The following is a 20,254-nucleotide window of genomic DNA, read 5'->3' on the forward strand; positions in this document are numbered from 1 at the left end:
ACCTACGGCGGACACCTTCTGCTCGCCCCCCGAACGCCGACGGCACCGGCCCCGTGACCAGGGTCGGCGCCGTCGTGCGCGCGGTCAGTGCTGCTGTCGGCGCCGGACCCCGACGGCGATCACGCCGGCCACGATCAGCAGGACGGCGAGGCCGACCCACAGGGCGATGTCCGCGCCCGTCGTGGGCAGCCAGCCGCCCCCGGTGTCGCCGTCGTCGCTCGGCGGCGGCGGGACGGCGTCGAACGTGTTCGTCACCGTGATCGACGCCGGGTCGGCCGCGATCGTCACCGCGCCCGGGTCCCCGTCGCCCACGGCCGAGACCGTGGACGACGCAGCACCGCCGTCGTCCGTCTCCGTCACGACGCACTCCGCGCCGATCGGAAGCCCGTCGTAGGTGACGGTGTCGCCCGCCGCGATCTCGCGCGCCGCGCCGTCCGGGATCTCGATGTCCTCGCCCTGGAACGTGCAGGCGAGGGTCACCTCGAACGGCCCGACGTCGTACGCGTCGCCCTCGAAGTCGACCACCTTCTCCACGGCGACCGACCCCACGTCGAACGTGTTGGTCACCGTGACCACCGCCGGGTCGGCGTCCGCGGCCGGCACCACGACCTGGCCCGGGTCGCCGTCCTCGACGGTCGTCGAGACCGTGGTGGACGTGGCGCCTGCAGGGCCCGTCTCCGTCACGACGCACTCCGCGCCGACCGGGAGGTCGGTGTACGTCACCGACTCGCCGCCCGTGAGCGTCTGTGTCGCGCCGCCAGGGATCTCGATCTCGTCGCCGTCGAACGTGCAGGCCAGCGCGACCTCGAACGGGCCGGTCCCCCAGGCCTCCGCCCCGTCGCCGTCCACCACCTTGTCGACCGTGAGCTCGCCGAGGTCGAAGGTGTTGGTCAGCAGCAGCGAGACCTGCTCGGCGTCGGACGCGGGCACGACGACCTCGCCCGGGTCGCCGTCCTCGACGGCGGTGGTGATCGTCGACGACGTCGCACCGCCGTCGGCGGACTCGCTGACGACGCACTCGGCGCCCACCGGCAGGCCGGAGTAGACCGCCGGCTCGTCCGGCGACACGGCGCGCGTGGCACCACCCGGGACCTCGATGTCGTTGCCCTCGAAGGTGCACACCGCGGTCACCTCGAACGGCCCGTCGCCGTACGCCTCGGCACCGTCGCCGTCCACCGCCTTCTCGACGGTGAACTCGCCGACGTCGTAGGTGTTGGTGACCGTGACCTCGACCGGCTCCGTGATCGGCTGGGTGCCGTCCACGGTGACCGAGTCGGGCGCGACGGCCACGGAGGTGGCGCCGCCCTCGTCGGTCTCCGTCACGGTGCAGGTCGCGCCGTCGGGGATCCCGAAGTACAGGCCCGGGAAGCCCGGCCCGAACCGGCGGGTCTCGCCGCCCGGGATCGTGACCTCCTCGCCCTCGCTCGTCGTGCACGCCATCGACACCTGGTAGGGGAACTCGCCGAACGGCACCTGGGCCAGCCACTCCTGGACGTCCTGGAGCGCCGCCAGGAGCTCCTCGGGCGTGGTGGGCAGCGGGTCGGGGAGCCCGGGGAACGGCGGGTAGTCCGGCATCGGCGGGGCGAACCCGGCGCCGTCGCCGTCGACCGCCTTGCGGACGATCACCGGCGACGTGAGGAACGTGTTCGTCACGGTGACGAGAACCGGGTCCTCGTCGCCCCCTCCGACGACGACCGTCCCGCTGGTCGCGTCGTCCTCGCCGGGCGGGTCCATCGTGACCGAGCTGGCCCCGAAGGCGTCCGTCTCGGTGACGGTGCACTCCGCGCCGACCGGGAGGTCGTCGTAGGTGATCGTTTCCCCGCCGTCGATCGTGCGGGTCGCGCCCCCGGGGATCTCGATGTCCTCGCCCTGGAAGGTGCAGGAGAGCTCGACCTCGAACGGCCCGGGACCGTACAGCGCCCCCAGCCCGGCCAGGTCCTTCTCCACCTGCAGCGACCCGAGGTCGTAGGTGTTCGTCACGGTGACGCCCACCTCGCTCTCCGTGCCGTCGTCCCCGCCGACCGTGACGTTCTCCGGGTCGATCGCGACCGACGTCGCACCGCCGTCGTCCGACTCGGTCACCGTGCACTCCGCACCGATCGGCAGCCCGGCGAAGGTGGCCGGGTCGCCCGGCGTGAACTCCCGCGTGGCGCCGCCCGGAATGTCGATCTCCTCGCCCTGGAACGTGCAGGCGAGGGTCGCCTCATACGGCCCCGTGCCATATTGCGCGCCGTCGCCGTCGACCATCTTGTCCACCACGACCGATCCGACGTCGAACGTGTTGGTCGCCGTCACCTGGACCTGGTCCTCGGTGCCGTCGTCCCCGCCGATCACGACCGTCTCCGGGTCGATGGCGGTCGACGTGGCGCCGCCGTCGTCGGTCTCCGTCACGACGCACTCGGCTCCGACCGGCAGGTTGTCGATCGTCGCCTCGAGCGGGTCGTCCCCGCCGAGGCTCACGGAGCCGTCGTACACGGTCTGTGGGTCCGCTCCCCCCTCGCCGTCGCCGTCGAACGTGCAGACGACGTCGAACGTGTAGGGCCCGGTGGCGAAGTCGGCACCGTCGCCCGTGACCTCCTTGAGCAGCTGCAGCGAGCCGACGTCGAAGGTGTTCGTCAACGTCACCGCGTTGCGCGGCTGGCCCACGACGTCGCCGGCGAGCGTGAGATCCGCCGACGTGCCGTCCGTGACCTCGGGCTCGCCCAGCGGGCCGTGCTGCACCGTGATGGTCGTGGACGACGCGTTGCCCGCCCCCGTCTCCGTCACCGTGCACTCGGACCCGACCGGAAGGCCGTCGAACTCGACGGAGTCGCCGTCGTTCAGCTCGAACGTCATCGGGTCGTCCGGGCCGTAGCCGTCGGCGTACACCGGCTCACCGAGGAACGTGCACTCGACCGTGCCGTCGAACGGCCCGAACACGATCGGCTCGCCGTCCTGGTCCACGGCGTCGCTGACGACCTCCTTGTCGATGACGATGCTCGACAGGTCGTAGCGGTTGATCGCCGTGATGGTGGTCGGGTTCTCCGGGTCCTCGCTGTCGATCGTCACCGTGCCGACAATGAGCTCGCTCTGCCCGGCCTCCGCGTCCTCGGTGATGGTGCACTCGGCGCCGTACGGGAGGTCCGGCACGACTGTCGGCGTGCCCGGGACGACGGTGATGGGTATCGGGTCGAGCTCCTCCTCCACCCAGGTGCCCACGCCGGACGTGCACTGCACGTTCAGCTCGAACGAGTCCGGCGCGTACTGGGCACCGTCACCCGTGACCAGCTTGTTCACCTCGAGCGGGCCGCTCGCTGTCGCGACGCCCACCTTCGTGCCCTCGGTCGACAGCGAGTTGAGCCGGGTGCCCCCCGGGGCCACCACGACCCCGGAGGTCGCGGCTGAGTTGAACGCGATCGACCGGTCGCCTGCTGCCGGCACCTCGGGCGGGGTGGTCGTCGTGCCCTGCAGCGCGAGCGAGCTGCCCGGCTGGAACAGGTTCCCGTCCGCCATGGTGATGACCGCCTTGAGCGCGGTGATCTGCGCGTACGTCTCGTCGCTCGTGTCCGCGGTCAGCGGGGCCCACCCGCCGGTCGCGGGGTCGTCGGAGCAGGTCGGCTCGTTCAGCGGGTCGCTCAGGTCGTCCGCGCAGTAGTCGTCGACGGTCGTGTAGTAGAACGCCGTGGTGCTGCCGGCCGGGGCGTCGACCACCTCGGGCGGGAAGTTCGGGTCGAGGATCGGCGTCCACTGCGAGCCGCGGGCCGAGCTGCTGGTCGGGTCGGACGCGGTGTCGCCAGGGGTGGGCAGGCGGTCGTAGATCACGACCTTGTCCATGGGCAGGTTGCCCACGTTGTCCACCCGGATGCGCCAGGTCTCGTCGTGCCCCGGCGGGATGATCGGGGTGCACGGGTAGGCGTAGAACTCCGGGTCGCCGGCGGGCTCGACCGGCGCGCAGTCCTCCGGGGTGACGCTCCCCGGCTGGTCCGGATCGACCATGATGCCGAGCGGGTACTCGTCGTCGGTCGCCTTGACGTACTTCGACTCGGCGAGGACGCCGGACGGGATCGGCGTCACGTCGGAGTCCGCCTCGCACGCCCCCGTGTCCTCGTTGATGCGACCGTCGATGGTGGTCCCGTCGCTGCCGGACTGCGCCTGGCAGACGTCCCACGGACGGTCGCCGGTGACGCCCGCCGTGTTCTCGACCACCGTGTTCGCGGCGAGGGTCGTCCGGAACTCGACCTGCACGGTGATGGTGTACACCTGACCCACCTCGAGCACCGTGCCCTCGGGGAACGTCCAGGTCAGGCCGGCGATGTTGCCGTCCTGGTCCACGGTCACCGCGTCCGGGTCGGTGGGCATCTGGGGCCCGTTGGGCTGGCCGGGCGGCGCCGTCGTGGGCTCGGTCAGCGCATAGCTGAACGGCTCGTCGACGTCCGCGAGCCGCAGCTGCGGCCCGTCGGCGTCCGCGGGCATCGGGTCGTCGATGATCACCGGGTCGTAGATCGGGCGGTTCCCGACGTTCGTCACGGTGATGTTCATGGGGAAGACCGTGTTCGGCGGCTTCGTGCCACCCGTGATGTCCGTGTCGAAGTCCTTGACGATCTTCACGCCGTTCTCGGCGTGCTCGTAGTTGATCGTCGCCTGCGCGTCCGCGTCGGCGGACACCGGGATCGGGTTCTCCGGGTCGTCCGGGTTGAAGACGAGGTCCGCGCCCGTGACCGTGGAGGTCACGTCGTTCGTGGCGACGCCCGCCGCCTCCTCGCCCGGGGCGGGGTCGTTCCCGGTCAGGTCTGTCGGCACCGGCGTGCCGGGGTCGGAGCGGAGCGTGTCACGGACCTGCACGGTGAGGTGCACCCGCTGGACGGGGTTCGCCGGGTTCTCCCAGATCGTGCCGTCCGCCTTGGTGAACGTGAACCGCAGGCCCACGACGTCCGCCGCGGCCACTCCGGCGGGCAGTCCGAACGACGACGACGGGACGCCGTCGGTCCACGTGCAGCCGTCGAAGGTGTCGCTCGCCTCGTCGTACGTGCCGCCGGTGCAGGCGTCGACCTGCACCTGGTTGATCGGTCCCGTGAAGGTCGTGTCGGCGAAGTCGACGAAGTCGTACTGGTTCCAGAAGCTGCCATCCATGTCGGTGAGGGTCATCTCGACCGCGCGCGACGGTCCCGTGGGCTGGCCGGTGATCTCGAGCACCGACGTCGGGTTCGGCTCGGCGTCCGAACCTGGCTCCACGACCGTGCCCGGGGTGAAGGACTTGGTCTGCACCATCGAGATCTCGGCGTCCTGGAGCTCGGTCTCCGCGGTGTCCCAGGCCTGCGGCGCCTGGTCCGTGGTGCCGCCCGGGTCGGAGACCTCCGCGCCCGCGCTGTTCGGCACCGGGTTCGGGTCGTGGTCCACCGTGATGCGGTCGCCGGTGTACCGGTCGAACTCACGCAGCTTGAGGGTCATGTCCAGCACGCCCTCGTTGTTCCCCGACTCGGTCGACGCGATGCGCCCGTCGAACGTGACCTCCACGCCGATCACGTCGGCGAGGTCGTCGGCGGTGAGCGCCTCCGCCTCCGCCTCGGAGTAGTCGGTGACGGTGCCGTCCACGGTGGTCAACGAGACCGTCGTCGTCTCGGTCCCGTCGGGCGGCACGACATCGATGATGTCCGTCAGCGTGAAGGCGTCGAAGGGGCTGGTGCCGGGCGAGACGTCGGGCTCGACGACGAGGTCGTTGTTGGCGGACGACGGCTCCGCGATGCGTAGCTGATCCACGCGCGCCACCGAGTTGTTCGATGCGGTGACGGTCACGTTCGTCGTCGGGAAGTCTTCGTACGGCGTGCCCTCGGGCGGGACCGACAGGGGGCCACCGGTCCACTGCTTGTCGATCCCGACGTTGATCGGCTGGTCGATGATCAGCACGTCGTCGTCGTCGGTGTCGGTGCGCTCCGTGCCCTGGAACGTCGCCGTGCCGCGCGCGGTGTCGGTGACGAGACCCGGGTCGTCGGGGTTGTTGTAGATCTCCCCCTGGTCACGGCCGAGCGCCGGGCCGCCGCTGCGACGGTCGTCGCGGAGCTGGAACGTGAGATCGAGGTGCCGCCCGTCGGCCTGCGTCGAGCGCGCCACACCGGACCCCGCGGCGGGGACCGTCGGGTCGGCCGGGAACTCCGCACGAGACGGCGACTCGGTGTAGGTGAGCCGCACCGACGTCGCACCCTCCTGCTCCTCGGCCGTCAGGGTGTAGCCCGGGAACGTCCCGTCGCACGCGTCCGGGCACGGGTCGCCCGAGGCCTCGACCCAGGCTCCGTCGACGAACAGCTCGACGCTCTCGATCTGGTCGTACTGGAGCAGCGGGTCGACGGAACCGTCGATGGCCGGGATCGACACCAGGTTGAACGCGTCGTAGAACGAGCCGGCGATCGCCGGGTCGTCCGCCGCGACCGGGTCGGCGATGTCGCTGATCACCATGGGGTCCACGCCCTCGAACCCGTTGGTCGACCAGGTGATCTGCGCGGTGATCTCGTCCTGCGTGCGGGCGCGCAGCGTGTACGGCGTGCCGGTCTGCCCCTCGGGCGCCAGGAACGACTTCTCGATGAAGTCCAGATCGCCCGGGTCCGTCGGCACCGGGAACGGGTCGACGGTGTCGCATCCTTCGGCCGGCTCGGTCGGCGCGACCGAGCCCGACGACGCGCTCGAGGCGCCGCAGTTCTCGATCGGGTCGTCGGCGTCCTCCGGGCCGATGTACGAGGCGACGAAGTTCGGGGACACGCTCGTGCCCGGCGGGATGCCGTTGCCCGTCGTGTCGTCGTAGACGAACTGCACGCCCTGGGCGTCGTCGGGCAGGTCGCAGTTGACCGTCGCGGCGCCCTGCACCGGGCTGCCGCAGTCCGGGGCCTCCACCCACTCGGTGCCGTCCCAGTAGTTAATCGTCAGCTCGGTGCCCGCGGGCACGTCGGTGGACCGGACCGACGTCGCAGTGAAGTTGTCCCAGAACGCGCCCGGGGCGTCCGTGTCGGTCGGGTCCTGGACGACGATCTGGTCCGCGTTGGTGGTGGAGCCGTCCTCGCCGAACGGCAGCAGCTGCGTCGGCAGCCCGACCACGACCGTCTGGCCCGGCAGCGCCGGGATGGTGGACGGCGAGATCGACTTGGTCGTGTCAGTCGCGAGCCGGTCGGTCAGCGTCTCCAGCGTGTCCTCCGCCGTGCCGGAGGCGTTGGGGATGTTCGCGGTGATCTCGTTCGGGTGGAAGACGTTCTCCTCGTCCTGGTCCGGGTCGGTGTCCACCTGGAACGGCAGCGACGCCTCGGCGCCCGTCACGATGTCCCCGGTGAACTCGACGGTGAACCCGACGACGTCGCAGCCGGCCGGCGGGTCCGGCAGCGTGTCCACCGCCTCGGCGTCGAGCGTCGGCGTGGACCCGTCGACGCAGGTGTAGGTGACGCTCGCCGCGGTGGCGTCGCTCGGCCACTGCACCACGCCCGGGTCGTCGGCCGTGCCCCAGCCGGTGAACGTCAGCGGGTCGTCGCCCTCGAACGGGCTGTCGGTGCCCGGGGAGGGCTCGGTGATGGACAGCTCCGTGGTCGGGTCGCCGTCGTTCGTCGCGCCGATCGTCACGGTGGCCGGGTCACCAGCGCTCACCACGGCAGGGCTGAACGTCTTGGTGGGCGTGACCGCATTGTTCGGCGGCGTGATGACGTAGGTGTCGCTCGCGGTCGTCGGGTCGGACTCGTCGTCGCCGTGAACCACGTTCGACGACGTCGTGTTGGTGATCGTGGTCGGGTCCGTGAGCTCCGTGACCGCATCGGTCTGCTCCACCTCGATCGGGATGGAAGCGGAGGCGCCGATCGCGATGTCGCCGGTGAACTCGACCGTGAAGCCCTCCACCACGCAGCCGGCCGGCGGGTCGGGCAGGGTGTCGACGTCGGTCGAGGTCTCCGTCGGCGTGGACCCGTCGGCGCAGGTGAAGGTCACGTCCGCCGACGTCGCCCCCTCGGGCCAGGCGACGTCGCCCCACCCGGTGAAGCCCAGGTAGGTGAACGGGTTCGGGTCCGTGCCGGCCGTGGGCTCGACGATGACCAGGGAGTCCACCGGGTCGTTCGACGTGTTGGTGCTGCCGATCGTCATCGTCGCCGCGGTGCCGGGGCTCGCGATCGCACCGTCCGGCTCGATGCTCTTCGTGGTCTCGGAGTCGAGGTCCAGGGGCACCTCGGGGATGATGTCGTCGGACCCCGTGGCGGGCTCGGAGTTGTCCGAGTCCACCGTCGCGGTGTTGGTGATCGGCTGCCCGTCCATGCTGTACGGGATGTCGTCGGTGATCTCCGCGGTGATGAGGATCTGCGACTGCTGCCCGTTGTTCACGCTGTCGGCCGTGTAGGTGACGGTGTTGGAGGCGGTGTCGGCGTCGAGCTGGGGGTTGACAGTCCCGGTTCCCGCACTCTGGATGGAGGCACTGACGAGCTGGACGTAGTCCGGCAGCGGGTCCGTCATCGTCGTGGGGGTGCACGGGTCCTGGTTCGGGTCGGAACAGGAGACGGTCACGACCCAGGTGACGGTCTGCCCGGGCTGGTACGGACCGGTGCTCGTCTCGAGCTTCTGCACCTGCCACGACGCCGCCGATGCCGTGGTCGCGGGCACGATCACCCCAGCCAGCGCGAGCGCGACGGCGCCCAGGACGGAGGCGCCGCGGCGCACCCGGCTCCGCGCGCGCAGCCGCGCCTGTCGACGCCGACGTTCCCCTGCAGCCCTACGACCGTCCACCATCAGTGCCCCTCCACACATCGGTGCAAACCGCCCGCGCGCGACGCTGTGCGCGAGCACCATTCCGAAGGTGTCAGACATCGGGCGACTTGGCTCGCCCAACGACGGTTCATCCGGATGGTCGGGAACGCCCCGATATCTCTCCTCCGCCGGTGCGCTCGCGAGCGCGGAGCGGGACGGCGACAGTCGAGGTGAGAGCGTCGGAGCGCGACGAAGGAGTCGACCATGGACCGGGCGAGGACACGACAGGGGTACGCGGTGCTGGGCGCGACGGCGCTGCTGCTGGCGGGGTGCGGCGAGTCCAGCACGGACGCGATGGGCGACGACACGGCGCAGGTCTGCCAGGACCTCTCCGCCTACACGGACGCCCTGCGGAACCTCGCGAGCACGCTGAGCCCGGACGCCTCCGTCGAGGACGTGCAGGCGGCGCGCGACCAGGCCGAGGACGCTCAGCGCACGCTGCACGAGAGCCTGGCCGAGGTGTCCGACGACCGCACGGACGACGTCGAGCAGGCCTGGGACTCGCTCGTGACCGCGTTCGGTCAGGTCGACGACGACGCCACCCTCGCCCAGGCGGCCGACTCCCTCAAGGACGAGGCGCAGGGCGTCGTCGACGCCACGGCGTCCGTGGGCCAGGACCTGGACTGCAGCTGAGGTTCTGCGCACGCTGCAGTCGCGGCGTCCCCCCTGGTGGGGCAGGGTGCTTGGTGCATCGGCGGCCACCCGAGGAGGGCACCCAGTGAGCGAGGCGAGCGACGCGACGGCGGCCCCCCAGACCGGGAAGGCCCGGAAGCTCGCCAAGCCCACCCCCCGCGACGTCGTCTCCGGCTTCGTGACGGGCCTGTTCTCCATCCCCGAGGGCATGGCGTACGCGACGGTCGGCGGGTTCTCCGCGCCGATGGGCCTGTGGTCGGGCGCGGTGCCCACGGTGATCGGCTCGATCTTCAGCCGCACGGTCCTCATGGTCACCACGCTCACGAGCGCGATCGCGCTGTCGGCGCAGAGCATCCTCACGGGCGCGGGCCTCGACCCCGGCGACCTGGGCTCCGTCGCCGCGCTGACCGTGATGGTCGGGCTGTGGATGCTGCTGCTGGGGGTGCTCAGGCTCGGCTCGGTGATGTCGTTCGTGTCGACGGCGGTGATGACCGGCTTCACGGCGGGCATCGCCGTGCAGATCGTGGCCGGCGTGGTCAAGGACGCCACCGGCTACACGCCCGAGGCGCACAACACGGTGGGCAAGCTGGTCGAGGGCGTGCTGCACGTCGGGGAGTGGGACGGCGCGACCGTCCTCGTCGCCGTCGCGACGGTGGCCGTGTGGGCGGGGCTCCAGCTCGTGAAGCCGCTGCGCAAGACGGCGACGCTCGTCTCGCTCGTCGTCGTCACCCTGGTCGTCGCGCTGCTGGGCACCGACGTGGAGCGGGTGAGCGACATCGCCGCCATCCCCCGCTCGCTGCCGCCGTTCACGCTGCCGGACCTCGGCGCGATGCCGGAACTCGTGTCCGGCGGGCTCGCCATCGCGCTGATCGCGCTCGCGCAGGCGGCGGGGATCGGCGCGGCGGTGCCCAACCCGGACGGCTCGCGCACCGACGTCTCGAAGGACTTCACGGCGCAGGGCCTCGCCAATGTGGCGGGCGGGTTCTTCGGCGCGCTGCCCACCGGCGGCTCGCTGTCGCGCACCGGCGTCGCGACCAGCGGCGGCGCGCAGACGCGCTGGGCCGGGATCTTCGCGGGCGTGTGGCTCATCGTGCTGGTGCTGCTGCTCGGCCCGCTGGCCGGCGAGATCCCGATGGCGGTCATCGGGGGCCTGCTGCTCGTCATCGGCGGCGAGCTCATCGTCGGACGGTGGGCCGACATCGTGCTCGTCTTCCGCACGTCGTGGCTGTCCGCGGCGGCGCTGGTCGTGACGTTCGCGGCCACCACGCAGCTGCCGCTGCAGCAGGCCATCTTCCTCGGGGCGGGCCTGTCGATCGTGCTGTTCGCCGTGCAGGCGGCCAAGCGCGGCAGGCTGGTGCAGCTCGTCCCCACGGACGACGGCGGCTTCCGCGTCGACGACGCCCCCACCGTCCTGCCGTCGGGCCGCACCACCGTGCTCCACTACGTCGGCACCGGCTTCTTCGCCGAGGTGAACCGCCTCGAGGAGGAGTGGCCGCACACGGCGCACACCCAGGACGCCGCCCTCGTCATCTCGCTGCGCGGCTCCGCGGGCATCCCGTCGACCACGTTCCTCAAGTCGCTCGACCGGCTGCTGGACCGCTGGCACGAGCACGGCGTCGACGTCGTCGTCTGCGGCGTCCCCGAGGAGCTGGCGCGCCGGTTCGCCACCGGCGGCGTCTCGACGCGGCTCCAGGACGCCGTCGTCCCGCAGACCGACGTGCTGCTCGGATCCGTACGCGAGGCCTACGCGCTCGCGGAGCGTCGTCGTGCCGAGCGCGCCGGCCGCCCGTCCACCGGCGTTTGAGCCCTCACCGCGCGCCGGGGGCGATCCGGTGCCAGCCTGGCGCCATGCCGAGCACACCGAAGCCAGCCACGCCCACGATCGTCGCCCAGCAGCAGGCTCTGCTGGACAGTCTTCCCTTCGCCGACCGGCAGGACTTCGAGGACGCGACGCGCGGCCTGATCGGCCGGCGGACGCCGAACGCGATCACGAACGACGCGGGCGACGTCGTCTGGGACAACGACACCTACGACTTCCTCACCGGCGACGCGCCGGACACCGTGAACCCGAGCCTCTGGCGGCAGTCGCAGCTGGTCGCGGAGCAGGGCCTGTTCGAGGTGGTCGAGGGCATCTACCAGGTGCGCGGCTTCGATCTCTCGAACGTGACGTTCATCGAGGGTGAGACGGGCGTCATCGTGCTCGACCCGCTCATCGCCACCGAGACCGCCGCCGCGGCCCTCGCCCTGTACCGCGAGCACCGCGGCGACCGCCCCGTCACCGGGATCATCTACACCCACTGCCACGTCGACCACTTCGGCGGCGTCAAGGGCGTCACCACGCAGGAGGACGTCGATGCCGGCCGCGTGCCCGTGCTCGCACCCGCCGAGTTCACCGAGCACGCTGTCGCCGAGAACGTCTACGCCGGCACCGCGATGGCCCGCCGCGCGGGCTACATGTACGGCGCCGCCCTGGCCCGTGGGCCGCAGGCTCAGGTCGGTGCGGGCCTCGGCCAGACGACGTCCACCGGCACCGTCTCCCTCATCGCGCCGACCCTCGACATCACGCACACGGGCCAGGAGGAGACGGTCGACGGCGTGCGCATGGTGTTCCAGATGGCGCCCGGCACCGAGGCCCCGGCCGAGTTCCTCGTGTACTTCCCGGACCACCACGCCCTGTGCGCCGCCGAGGACGCGACCCACACGCTGCACAACCTCCTGACGCTGCGCGGCGCCGTCGTGCGCGACCCGCACGCCTGGGCCAACTACCTCACCGAGACGATCGACCTCTTCGGCGGCGAGGTCGAGACCGCGTTCGCCTCGCACCACTGGCCCACCTGGGGCAACGCGCGGATCGTCGAGTACCTGGCGCTGCAGCGCGACCTGTACGCGTACCTGCACGACCAGACGCTGCGGCTGCTGAACAAGGGCTTCGTCGGCTCCGAGATCGCCGAGCAGCTGCAGCTGCCGCCGGCCCTGGAGAACGCCTGGCACGCCCGCGGGTACTACGGCTCGGTGAGCCACAACATCAAGGCGATCTACCAGCGGTACATGGGCTGGTACGACGGCAACCCCGCGCACCTGTGGCAGCACCCGCCGGTGGAGCAGGGCAAGCGGTACGTGGAGTTCATGGGCGGCGCGGACGCCGTCGTGGAGAAGGCTCGCGCGTCGTTCGACGCCGGGGACTTCCGTTGGGTCGCCGAGGTGCTGACCCACGTCGTGTTCGCCGAGCCCGGACACGCCGGGGCGAAGGAGCTGCTCGCCGACACGTTCGAGCAGCTCGGCTACGGCGCAGAGAACGGTACGTGGCGCTCGGTCTACCTGTCGGGCTCCACCGAGCTGCGCGACGGCAACTTCGGCACCCCGACGGCGACCGCCGCACCTGACATCATCGCCGCGCTCACCCCGGCCATGCTGTTCGACGCCATCGCCATCCAGGTGGACGGGCCGCGCGCCTGGGACGAGAAGCTCACCATCGACGTCGTGCTCACCGACTCCGGCGAGCGCTACCGGCTGTGGCTCCGCAACGGCGTGCTCACCTACAGCGCCGCCGCCCAGGCGGGCGACGCCGACCTCACGCTCACCACGACGACCCGCGCGCTGCCCGCGCTCGCCCTGGGCGGCGTGACGCCCGACGGGCTCGCCGAGGCCGGCATCCAGGTCGGCGGCGACGCGGGCGTGCTCGCCCGCCTCACCGCCGTCCTCGACCCCGGCGACCCGGACTTCGCCATCGTCACGCCCTGACGCCGCCGAGGAGGGGGCGGGCGGGGAGCACCCGGTCGACGGCGACGACGAGCAGCCCGAGGGCGTAGAACGCGCCGCCGTACAGCACCAGGTTGAGCCCCAGCCCGCCCCACCCGAGGGCATCCAGGTCGATGAACCCGTAGGGGTACTCGCTGCCCGGGCTGAGCTGCCCGCGCAGCAGGATCGCGCCGAAGTACAGCACCGGGAACAGCATCCACTGGCCCGCGTCGCGCAGGCGGGCGCGACGGTGCGGGTCGAGCAGCAGGAAGTCGAGCGCGACGGCGATCGGCAGGGCCCGGTGCTCGACCTGCCCGTCCGTGAGCCCGAGGAACACGGCGGGGGCGTCCGGGTCCTCCGGGGCGAGGACGAGCCACGCGACCAGCCCGGTGATGGCGGCCGCGAGGGTCACCAGCCCCTTCGCCCCGACCGGTGGCGGCTCGCGGCGCAGCAGCGTCGTGACGGCGGCCCAGCCGAAGACCGCCACCGCCAGGAAGCTGGTGAGGTTGGTGAAGTAGACGAAGCCCTCCACGTCGCCGTCGCGCCAGATGGCGCGCGTGCCGACGAGACCGAGCGCGACGACGAAGAGCCGGAACAGGCCCACGAGCACGAACATGGCGGTAGTGAAGCAGACCCCACGCGCTCGCCCGCCGTCAGAAGACGACGACCGCCACCAGCCCGGCGAGGCCGAGCAGGGCCGTGCCCGCGCACATGAGCACGATCCGCCGGCCGTGGCGGAGGCGCGGCTCGGCCGTGTCGAGGTGCCGGTGGGTGTGGCGGGCGTGCCGCTTGGCGAACCACCACAGCGGGGGCGTGAGCACCAGCCCGACGGCCGCGGCCAGCAGGAACGACATCTCGCCGTCGACGCCCGGCAGCGTCTGCCACGCCACCGCGCACGCCGCGGTGAAGGAGAGCAGCGTGCGGCGCCAGGCCAGCGCGGTGCGCTCGACCTGGAGGCCACGGTCGCGCTCGGGCCCGACGAGCGGCGGGTCGGGGCGGTCGGTCATGTCGGTGCGGGCCGATCAGTGCAGCAGCAGGGCGAGCAGCACGAGGATGCCCACGACGGTGATGGTCACGACCAGCACGAACCCGGTGATCGCGCCCGGCAGCGGGCCGTGCTCCCGCATGGCTCGCTCCGAGCGGGCCCACTCGACCGCCGCCGCGACCGGCACGACGGCGCCCGCCACGAGCAGCACGATCGCGGACGTGAGGCGCAGGTGCGGCTCCATGGGCAGGTCCAGCGCCTCGAGCGCCGTCCCGCCGGCGATGAGGCCGAGGGAGGTGCGCAGCCACGCGAGGATGGTGCGCTCGTTGGCCAGCGAGAACCGCGGGTCGGGCTCCGTGCCCCTCTCGTACACCCACCGGGGGAAGCGTTCGCGGCTCACCTCGACGTGCCTCCTTGGTCTCTGCCGGCGCACCTCGACGGGCGTTACCGCGGGTGCTCCCGCACATCCTCCCGCAGAGGGCGCGGGAGCGCTCAAGGCGGGTCGTTGACGAACCTCAGCTTCACGCGGACGTCGTCGAGCGGCACGACCAGCGTCGACCCGTGCGGCGACCACCTCTCGGGGACGAGGAAGAGGGAGTCGCCGCCCTCGACCAGGAGCCGCAGGCCGCGGTAGCGGTACCGGTATTGGCCGTCCCCGTCCGCCAGGTCCTCCTCCGCCACGGCCGGGTCGCCCACCTCCAGCCGCTGCGGGGTGTCGACGACGACGGCGGGCAGGCTGCCCAGGTCACGGGCGAGCGACTTGGCCTGGCCGCGTCCCGTCCACTCGGCCACCGCGCCCGTGGCCCAGAAGAGCGCGGCGACCACCGTGAGGACCAGCAGCAGGACGGCGGTGCGGGCGGGGTCGGAGGCCGTCGTCGGCCCGCGTGCGCCCTCGGCACCGGCGACGTGGGACGCCGCGGCCCGCCGGTGGGACCAGGTGAGGCCGTACGCGAGGCCCGCCGACCCGACGCCGATCACGAGCGGTGTCACCAGCGGGTACGGGGCCCACCCGGCCAGCGGGGCGTAGGCCACGACCAGGGCCACGCCGACCGCCAGCACGACGGAGCCGCCGACCGTCAACGCGAGCGTCCACCGGTGCGCCGTCGGCGTCGCCGCACCGGTGAGCCGCCGCCGCAGCGCCGCGTCCGCGAGCACCAGCCCGGCCCCCACGAGCAGCACCGCGAGCATCGGCACGAGGAGAGGCTGCGGGCTGCGCATGACGAACTCCTGCGTGCTGTAGCCGAGCAGGTCGACGTCGACACCGAAGTACAGGTACTGCGCACGGGTCGAGACGTAGCCGAAGTAGAAGAGGATCGCCGTGACGAACGTCGCCGGGGCGACCACCGTGCCCAGCACCGACCAGACGCGCGCCAGGACGCTCGGTTCGTGCGCCGGTGGTGACGGCTGCTGGGTCACGGCAGGACCTGTTCCCCGGTGGGCTCGTCCGTGAGCTCGTCGGCGGGCTCGTCGACGGGCCCGTCGGCCGGTTCCTGCGTGACCTCCTCCGGCGTACCGGTCACGTCGCTCCCCGGCGTCTCGCTCGACTCCTCGGTCTCCGTCTCGCCCGGTTCGTCCGTCGGCGCCTCGGAGGTCTCGGCGGTCGCCGGGTCGCAGTCGTACCCGACGTCACCGGGCGGATGGCACATCGACCAGACGCTGTAGAGCGTCGTCGCCTCCGTGAACTCGTCGCACTGCTGCTGGGTACGGCACGTCGCGCTCGCGGCGAACGAGACGTCGACCAGCTCCGTCCCGGGATCGGGAGGCCGCACCGCGACCCAGCACGAGAGGCCGCCGGCGTCGAGCACCGTGCCGCGGCACGACGGCGTCCCGCAGTCCGTGCCCACCACAGCCGCGCCCTCGGTCTGCACCGTCACGCCGGTGATCGTCACCGTCAGGCCGTCCGGCAGCGTGTCCGACTGGATCGAGGCGAGACCGCACCACGCGTCGCCGACGAGCGTGAAGTCCTCGCCACCCATGAGGAGGCCAGGGAGGTCGGCCTGAGCCTTGCCGCCCGCCTGCGGCAGCGGGTCCTCGAGGTCCTCGCCCGCGTCGTTCTCGTCGCCGCCGTCCGTGCTGCCACCGTCGCCCTCGTCGCCGGGCCGCACGTCCTCGGACGTCGTCGCGGTCGGCCCCGCGCCGCCGGCGTCGGCGCCGGCCGGCTCTCCGCCGTCCCCGCACGCGGTCGTCGCCAGGACCAGCAGGACTGCCAGAGCGCCCAGGCCTCGTCTCATGTCGCCCTCCCGGAAGTACCGGGCCGCGTCGTCGCGGTCAGAGGACTCCGCGCGGTGCCGCGCGTCGTCCTACCCGTGGAGAGAGCGACCGATCTGCGCTGATACCGCCCCCGACCTCGCCGCCGTGTCGGCGCTCGTCGGTAGCGTGCCCGGCATGCGCGCAGACTTCCTCGCCCTGCACCGCCCCGGCGACCCGCTCCTGCTGCCGAACGCGTGGGACGCCGGGTCCGCGCGGATCCTCGCAGCCCTCGGCTTCGCCGCCGTCGCGACGACGAGCAGCGGGTTCGCCGCGACGCTCGGCCGGCCCGACGGCGCCGTCACCCGGGACGAGGCGCTCGCGCACGCCGCCGCCCTCGCGGCCGCCGTCGACGTCCCCGTGAACGCGGACCTGGAGAACGGCTTCGCCGACTCCCCCGCCGACGTCGCCCGCACCGTCGCGTACGCCCGCGACACCGGCGTGGCCGGCGCCTCCGTCGAGGACGCCACCGGCCGGGACGACGAGCCCGTCTACGACCGCGGCCTCGCCGTCGAGCGCGTCGCCGCCGCGGCCGAGGCCGCCGGCGACCTGGTGCTCACGGCCCGCTGCGAGAACCACCTGTACGGGCGGGACGACCTCGCCGACACGATCGCGCGGCTGCAGGCCTACCAGGAGGCCGGCGCGGATGTGCTGTACGCGCCGGGGCTGCGCGACGCGGCCACCGTCGCGACCGTCTGCCGTGAGGTGGACCGGCCCGTCAACGCGCTGCTCGTCGCGGGCGGTCCCTCGCCCGCCGAGCTCGCCGACGCCGGGGTCGCACGCATCTCCGTCGGTGGCACGTTCGCGTGGAACGCCCTGTCCGCGCTGGTCGACGCCGCCCGCGAGCTCCAGGCCGGCGGAGTCGGGTTCCTCGACCGCACCGGCCCCGCGCGCGAGGTCATGCCGCGGGCGTTCCCCTGACGGCGCCGCGGCGCGGCACCCGCCACAGCAGGACGACCGCGATCGCGCCGACCGCGCACGGGAGCAGCCCGGCCCAGCCCAGCGCCGGGGCGAGGCCGACGTCGCCGGAGGTGTCGCGCGTGAACAGCGCAGAGAGCGCCACGAGCACGGCGAGCGCGAGCGTCGCCGCAGCCGCGCCCCGGGCCCACCGCCGCCCCCGGCGCACGCCGCGGATCGTCCACAGCCAGGCGGCCACGCCGAGCACGCCGACGCCGGCCAGCAGGTACTGGTAGGTCGTGACGGCGGCGCTCACCTGTGCCGCGTCGTAGGAGGGGTAGCCGGCCCGCACGTGGTCGGCGAGCAGGTGGGTGGCGCCGTCGAGGAACGGCACGATCGTCACGAGCACGGTGAGCCCGAGGCCCACGGATATCGCCGCGAGCGCCCGGCGCTCCTGCGGGGTGGTCGTCATCGGAGTCCTTCCGTCCGGCGCGCCGTCCGGGCGCGAATCAAAACCTACGGTGTAGGTCGGTTCTGGCAGGCTATGTTCTACGTCGTAGGTTTCGCAAGGGAACGGAGACGGGCGATGGCCGGACGCGCACGCGGCACCTCGGCGGGGCTCGACCGGGCACGGATCGCCGCCGCGGCCGTCACCCTCGTCGACCGGGACGGCCTGGAGCGCTTCGGCGTCCGCCGGCTCGCGGACGAGCTCGGCGTCGACCCCATGTCGATCTACCACCACGTCAAGGGCAAGGCCGCGCTGCTCGACGCCCTCTCCGAGGCGGTGCTCGGCGAGATCGCCCCCGGCGGCGCCGACGACGGCGACGGGGACTGGCAGGGCGTCGCGCGCGACCTCGCGCACGCCTACCGCGACCTGGCGTTCCGGCACCCGCACGTGTTCCCGCTGCTCGCCACGCGCGCGCAGACGTCGCCGGCCGCGATCTCGGCGCTCGAGTCGCTCGTCGCCGCGATGCGCCGCGCGGGGCTGCCGGACCGCGTCGTCGCCGACGCGCCGATGGTGCTGTTCGGCTTCCTCAACGGACACCTCCTGGCGCGCACGACCGAGGGGCCGGCCGCCGTCCCGGCGTTCGACGCCCGGACCCACCCGACGATGGCCGCCCTCGTGCCGCGGTGGGCCGACTTCGGGTCCGCCGCCGAGCTCGACCGGATGCTCGACGCCGTCCTCGCCGGCCTGGCCCAGCAGGCGGCGGCACCGGGCACCGCCTGACCGCCGGCCGCCTCAGAGCGCTGCGGCGAACGCCCGCACCAGCGGGTGGATCGGGCGCCCGGCCGACGCGCCGATGTGCGGCTGGAAGAGGCTGACCACGAAGAACGGGTGCCCCGTGAGCTCCAGCACCTCCGCCCCGGCGTCGTCCGCGACCGCCCCCACGACGACGCCCGCCGCCTCCAGCGCCTCGACCGCCTCCGGCGTCGGCGCGTACCCGCAGTAGTGCATCCCGACGAACGGCTCGCCCACCCACGAGGCGAACCGCGTGCCGGGTACCGGCGTCACGAGACGCTCCTCGCCGTACAGCGAGCACGCGAGCGCCGCCACGACGTTGTCGTCCGCGTCGCCGTCGGACTCCGCGTGGCTCGCCGGGGCGCCGAGCACGTTCCGCACCAGCTCCACGACCGCGTACTGCATCCCCGCGCACGTCCCGAGGAACGGGGTGCCGCCCTCCCGGGCCGCGGTGATCGCGCGCAGCACGGCCGCCTCGTCGGCGTACGGGGAGCCGGGGACGAGCCACACCCCGTCGTGGTCCGCGACGTCGAACGGGGCGTCCGTCGGCACCCACACGGCCGACACGCCGAGCTCGTCCGCGAGGCGCGGCACGAGGGCGTCGAGCTCCCGGTGGCTGGGGTGGTCGCGGTGGTCGCCGAGCAGCGCGAGGGTCACGGCACCAGCCTCTGCGTGATCACGGACGCCTCGGGCCCGTGCTGCACGCGCGCGAGCGCGCCGTTGACCAGCGCGAGGTACGGCGGCACGTGCCCGCACTCGACGTCCGCGAGCAGCGGGATCCCCAGGTCGCCCAGCGCGTCCCGGACGGCGTCGTGCTGGGTGAACCCGTCCGAGTCCGGCGCGTGCGTGCGGCTCACCAGCACCGCGTGCGCGGCGTCGAACCAGCCCGCGTGCCGCATCGCCCACAGGGCCCGGCCGACCTCGAGCGCCTCCCACTCGAGGATGTCGAGGTACACGACCAGGCCCTCCGGCGCGTGCTCCGCCGCGAACCGCGCCACGTCGCCGTACGGCGTGCCCGCGAGCAGCGAGACGGTCTCCAGGCAGCCGCCGATCAGCCGCCCCCGGACGTCGACCGGCGCGGCCGGGTCCTCGCCCTCGAGCCGCCGCCAGGAGCCGGCGGCGTCGAGCGTCCACGTCGACACCTCGGGCTCGTGCTCGTAGTCGTCCCAGCCCGACGAGCGGAACCGGCGCGGCGAGCGCTGCACCAGCGCCCCGCCGTCCTGCGCCGACGCGGCGACGTCCCACCAGCCGACGATGCCCTCCGGCACGTCGTAGGGGGTGTCCATGAGGTTCTGACCGTGCAGCGTCGCGACGCCGGTGCGCAGCGTCAGCGGCAGCATGAGGGTCGAGACGTCCGAGAACCCGACCAGCCACGTCGGGTCCGCGCCGAAGGCGTCCCAGTCGAGGCGGCCCAGCAGGTCCGTCGCCAGCTCCCCGCCCCACGGCGGCACGACGGCGCGCACCGCCGGGTCCGTGAGCATCGCGGTGAGCTCGGCGGCCCGCACCTCCGCCGGCGCGCTGACGATCCCCTCGCCCGTGGGCGTCTCGCCGAGGCGCACGTCGTAGCCCTTCGCGCGCACGACGTCGGCGGCGTGCAGCAGCCGCTCCTGGAGGGCGGGGACGACGCCGGCCGACGGCGCGGTGACGCCGATCGTGTCGCCGGGACGGAGGGGGCGCGGGTAGCGGATCGTCATGGCCGGACTCTGCCCGACCGCCGGCTGCGCCGGCAACGCGAATTGCGCCGTCGTCCGGTTGTCCACAGGCACACATCGCCC

14 protein-coding genes are annotated in these 20,254 nt (G+C 72.9%); 5 read left to right on the forward strand and 9 right to left on the reverse strand.

What is annotated here, in order from left to right:
• Positions 1–84: 84 nt before the first annotated feature.
• Positions 85–8,652, reverse strand: a complete 8,568-nt coding sequence (locus tag ACFWEK_RS01295; protein ID WP_430552825.1) for a DUF5979 domain-containing protein — start codon at positions 8,650–8,652, stop codon at positions 85–87.
• A 291-nt stretch (positions 8,653–8,943) separates the two neighbouring features.
• Here ACFWEK_RS01295 and ACFWEK_RS01300 point away from each other — a divergent pair, with 291 nt between their 5' ends.
• From ACFWEK_RS01300 to ACFWEK_RS01310, 3 genes are all read left to right on the forward strand, one after another.
• Positions 8,944–9,372, forward strand: coding sequence for a hypothetical protein (locus ACFWEK_RS01300; RefSeq protein WP_430544693.1), 429 nt, complete (start codon positions 8,944–8,946; stop codon positions 9,370–9,372).
• An 85-nt stretch (positions 9,373–9,457) separates the two neighbouring features.
• Positions 9,458–11,176, forward strand: a complete 1,719-nt coding sequence (locus ACFWEK_RS01305) for a SulP family inorganic anion transporter (RefSeq protein ID WP_430544694.1) — start codon at positions 9,458–9,460, stop codon at positions 11,174–11,176.
• A 44-nt stretch (positions 11,177–11,220) separates the two neighbouring features.
• Entirely contained in the window at positions 11,221–13,113 is a 1,893-nt protein-coding gene (locus tag ACFWEK_RS01310) for an alkyl/aryl-sulfatase (RefSeq protein ID WP_430544695.1), read from the forward strand.
• Here ACFWEK_RS01310 and ACFWEK_RS01315 read toward each other — a convergent pair.
• The 5 genes from ACFWEK_RS01315 to ACFWEK_RS01335 all read right to left on the reverse strand — a co-directional run bounded on the left by ACFWEK_RS01315 (position 13,103) and on the right by ACFWEK_RS01335 (position 16,326).
• Entirely contained in the window at positions 13,103–13,726 is a 624-nt protein-coding gene (locus ACFWEK_RS01315) for a Pr6Pr family membrane protein (protein WP_430552826.1), read from the reverse strand. The genes ACFWEK_RS01310 and ACFWEK_RS01315 overlap by 11 nt on opposite strands.
• A gap of 37 nt (positions 13,727–13,763) precedes the next feature.
• Complete coding sequence (locus ACFWEK_RS01320; protein WP_430544697.1) at positions 13,764–14,117, reverse strand: hypothetical protein; 354 nt, start codon at positions 14,115–14,117, stop codon at positions 13,764–13,766.
• 15 nt (positions 14,118–14,132) lie between these two features.
• Complete coding sequence (locus tag ACFWEK_RS01325; protein ID WP_430552827.1) at positions 14,133–14,495, reverse strand: YidH family protein; 363 nt, start codon at positions 14,493–14,495, stop codon at positions 14,133–14,135.
• A gap of 92 nt (positions 14,496–14,587) precedes the next feature.
• Complete coding sequence (locus tag ACFWEK_RS01330; RefSeq protein ID WP_430552828.1) at positions 14,588–15,511, reverse strand: hypothetical protein; 924 nt, start codon at positions 15,509–15,511, stop codon at positions 14,588–14,590.
• On the reverse strand, positions 15,508–16,326 hold the full coding sequence (locus ACFWEK_RS01335) for a hypothetical protein (RefSeq protein ID WP_430552829.1): 819 nt from the start codon (positions 16,324–16,326) through the stop codon (positions 15,508–15,510). The genes ACFWEK_RS01330 and ACFWEK_RS01335 overlap by 4 nt, the downstream gene beginning before the upstream one ends.
• 154 nt (positions 16,327–16,480) lie before the next feature.
• On the opposite strand from ACFWEK_RS01335, the gene ACFWEK_RS01340 reads away from it, so the two are divergent.
• Positions 16,481–17,263: an isocitrate lyase/phosphoenolpyruvate mutase family protein gene (locus ACFWEK_RS01340; RefSeq protein ID WP_430552830.1), complete on the forward strand. Its 783-nt coding sequence runs from the start codon at positions 16,481–16,483 to the stop codon at positions 17,261–17,263.
• Here the strand turns inward: ACFWEK_RS01340 and ACFWEK_RS01345 are convergent.
• Positions 17,241–17,711: a hypothetical protein gene (locus tag ACFWEK_RS01345; RefSeq protein ID WP_430552831.1), complete on the reverse strand. Its 471-nt coding sequence runs from the start codon at positions 17,709–17,711 to the stop codon at positions 17,241–17,243. The two genes, ACFWEK_RS01340 and ACFWEK_RS01345, sit on opposite strands and share 23 nt — an antisense overlap.
• 114 nt (positions 17,712–17,825) lie before the next feature.
• On the opposite strand from ACFWEK_RS01345, the gene ACFWEK_RS01350 reads away from it, so the two are divergent.
• The gene (locus ACFWEK_RS01350) at positions 17,826–18,467 is read left to right on the forward strand and encodes a TetR/AcrR family transcriptional regulator C-terminal domain-containing protein (protein WP_430552832.1); all 642 of its coding nucleotides are present in this window, start codon (positions 17,826–17,828) and stop codon (positions 18,465–18,467) included.
• 12 nt (positions 18,468–18,479) lie between these two features.
• Here the strand turns inward: ACFWEK_RS01350 and ACFWEK_RS01355 are convergent, their stop codons facing one another.
• Together ACFWEK_RS01355 and ACFWEK_RS01360 are read right to left on the reverse strand one after the other, a co-directional pair.
• The gene (locus ACFWEK_RS01355; protein ID WP_430552833.1) at positions 18,480–19,136 is read right to left on the reverse strand and encodes a hypothetical protein; all 657 of its coding nucleotides are present in this window, start codon (positions 19,134–19,136) and stop codon (positions 18,480–18,482) included.
• Positions 19,133–20,173, reverse strand: coding sequence for a S66 peptidase family protein (locus ACFWEK_RS01360; protein ID WP_430552834.1), 1,041 nt, complete (start codon positions 20,171–20,173; stop codon positions 19,133–19,135). Before ACFWEK_RS01360 ends, ACFWEK_RS01355 begins: the two co-directional genes overlap by 4 nt.
• Positions 20,174–20,254 lie beyond the last annotated feature (81 nt).

It is taken from the genome of Isoptericola sp. NPDC060257, from assembly GCF_042726645.1.
In the GTDB taxonomy this organism is placed as follows: Bacteria; Actinomycetota; Actinomycetes; order Actinomycetales; family Cellulomonadaceae; genus Isoptericola; species Isoptericola nanjingensis.